We start from the raw sequence: 2,063 nt of genomic DNA, 5'->3' as shown, positions 1-2,063 counted from the left end.
TCGATCGCGGCGATCTATGCCGGCAGCCATCAGGATCACCGCGTGCAGGGGATCGCGCTGATCGCGCCGCATTTCATCGTCGAGGATGTTTCGGTGGCCTCGATCGCCGGGATCAGGACGGCCTATGAGACCGGCAGCCTCAAATCAAAGCTCGCGCGCTGGCACAGGGATGTCGACAACGCCTTCCATGGCTGGAACGGCGCCTGGCTCGATCCGAAATTCCGCGGCTGGGATATATCGGAATATCTCGCCTATATCCGCGTGCCGGTTGCGATCCTGCAGGGTGTCGATGACCAATACGGAACCATGCGTCAGGTCGAGATCGCGAGGGAAGAGTGCTATTGCCCGGTCGATGTGACCATCATCCCGGACGCCGGCCACCAGCCGCATCGGGAAGCACCGGGGCCGACGCTGGATGCGGTTTCGGAATTCGCCAACGCCGTCTTGCGCGCCGATGGCTCGCAGGGACGGGCCGCCTAGGCCATTGGCCGAGGCGACGCCGCCACCAACGTCCCGCCTGCCGCCGCCGGCCATCTTCGGCGGTGGCGGCGGCGGGCTCGCTCGGACCGACCGGATCGCGATCGGCACTGTCAACGGGACATGAAACAAAATGCATATTTCTGCTTTGTGATCTGGACCTACGCAAAAACATGCACTATTGTGCATATTCAGATAGCCAATCAGAGTTTTAGGGGTAGCCCAATGGCTGGCGAAAAGGCCGGTGAAGATCGCGCGCTTGCGGGCGGCGCGAAGTACATCGATTTCCAGACCGATCCGTCGCGTTACCGGCACTGGAAGCTGGATGTCGCGGGTGAGGTTGCGACGCTGACCATGGATGTCGACGAGAATGCCGGGCTGTTCGAGGGCTATCAGCTCAAGCTGAATTCCTACGATCTCGGCGTCGACATCGAACTCGCCGACGCGGTGCAGCGGCTGCGCTTCGAGCATCCCGACGTGAAGGTGGTGGTGCTTCGCTCGGGCAAGAACCGCGTGTTCTGCGCCGGCGCCAATATCCGCATGCTGGCGGGTGCTACCCACGCGCACAAGGTCAATTTCTGCAAGTTTACCAACGAGACCCGCAACGGGCTGGAGGATTCATCGCAGAATTCCGGGCAGCGCTTCATCACCGTCGTCAACGGCACCGCGGCCGGCGGCGGCTATGAACTGGCGCTGGCGACCGATCACATCATTCTCGCCGATGACGGCGCCGCCGCCGTGGCGCTGCCGGAAGTGCCGCTGCTCGCGGTGCTGCCGGGCACCGGCGGGCTGACGCGGGTGGTCGACAAGCGCAAGGTGCGCCGCGACCATGCCGACTTCTTCTGCACCATCGAGGAAGGCATCAAGGGCAAGCGGGCTGTCGCATGGCGCCTGGTCGACGAGATCGTGCCGAACAGCAGGCTCGAGGCGAGGGTCGCCGAGCGCGCCAGGGAGTTCGCCGCCGCCTCGAAGCGCAATGGTGGCGGCCAGGGCGTGACGCTGACGCCGCTCAACCGAACCATCGACGACGCTGGCCTTCGCTATGGCTTCGTCAATGTCGATATCGACCGCGTCGCGCGGATCGCGACCATCTCGATCAAGGCGCCGGAGTTGGCGCCGCCCGCCGACATCGACGGCCTGATCGCACAGGGCGCGTCGTTCTGGCCGCTGCAGGTCGCGCGCGAACTCGATGACGCGATCCTTCATCTGCGCATCAACGAGCTCGAGATCGCGATGCTGGTGTTCAAGTCGCATGGCGAGCGCGCCAATGTCCTGGCCTGCGACGGCTTCCTCGAGGCCAACAAGGCGCACTGGCTGGTCAATGAAATCAGGCACTATTGGAAGCGGGTGCTGAAGCGGATCGACGTCACCTCGCGCACGCTGGTGACGCTGGTCGAGCCGGGCTCCTGCTTTGTCGGCACGCTGGCCGAACTCGTGTTCGCCGCTGATCGCTCCTACATGCTGATCGGCTCACGGCAGGGCGACAACCGCAGCCCCCCGGCGATCGGGCTGACCGCGATGAATTTCGGCCCCTATCCGATGAGCCACGGCCTGACCCGGCTGCAATCGCGCTTCCAGGCCGATCC

At 64.3% G+C, this 2,063-nt stretch carries 2 protein-coding genes; both read left to right on the top strand.

Annotation, left to right across the window (positions count from 1 at the left end; genetic code table 11):
- The coding region (locus WCE35_RS00550) for an alpha/beta fold hydrolase (protein WP_424591403.1) at positions 1–480 on the top strand (480 nt) is incomplete at its 5' end.
- A gap of 222 nt (positions 481–702) precedes the next feature.
- The coding region (gene boxC, locus WCE35_RS00545; protein WP_424591402.1) for a 2,3-epoxybenzoyl-CoA dihydrolase at positions 703–2,063 on the top strand (1,361 nt) is incomplete at its 3' end.

Origin of the sequence: Bradyrhizobium sp., assembly GCF_049691595.1 — a bacterium.
Taxonomy (GTDB): Bacteria; Pseudomonadota; Alphaproteobacteria; order Rhizobiales; family Xanthobacteraceae; genus Bradyrhizobium.
Note: the sequence above shows the minus strand (reverse complement) of the source record. Positions and strands in the feature narration are given on the sequence as shown.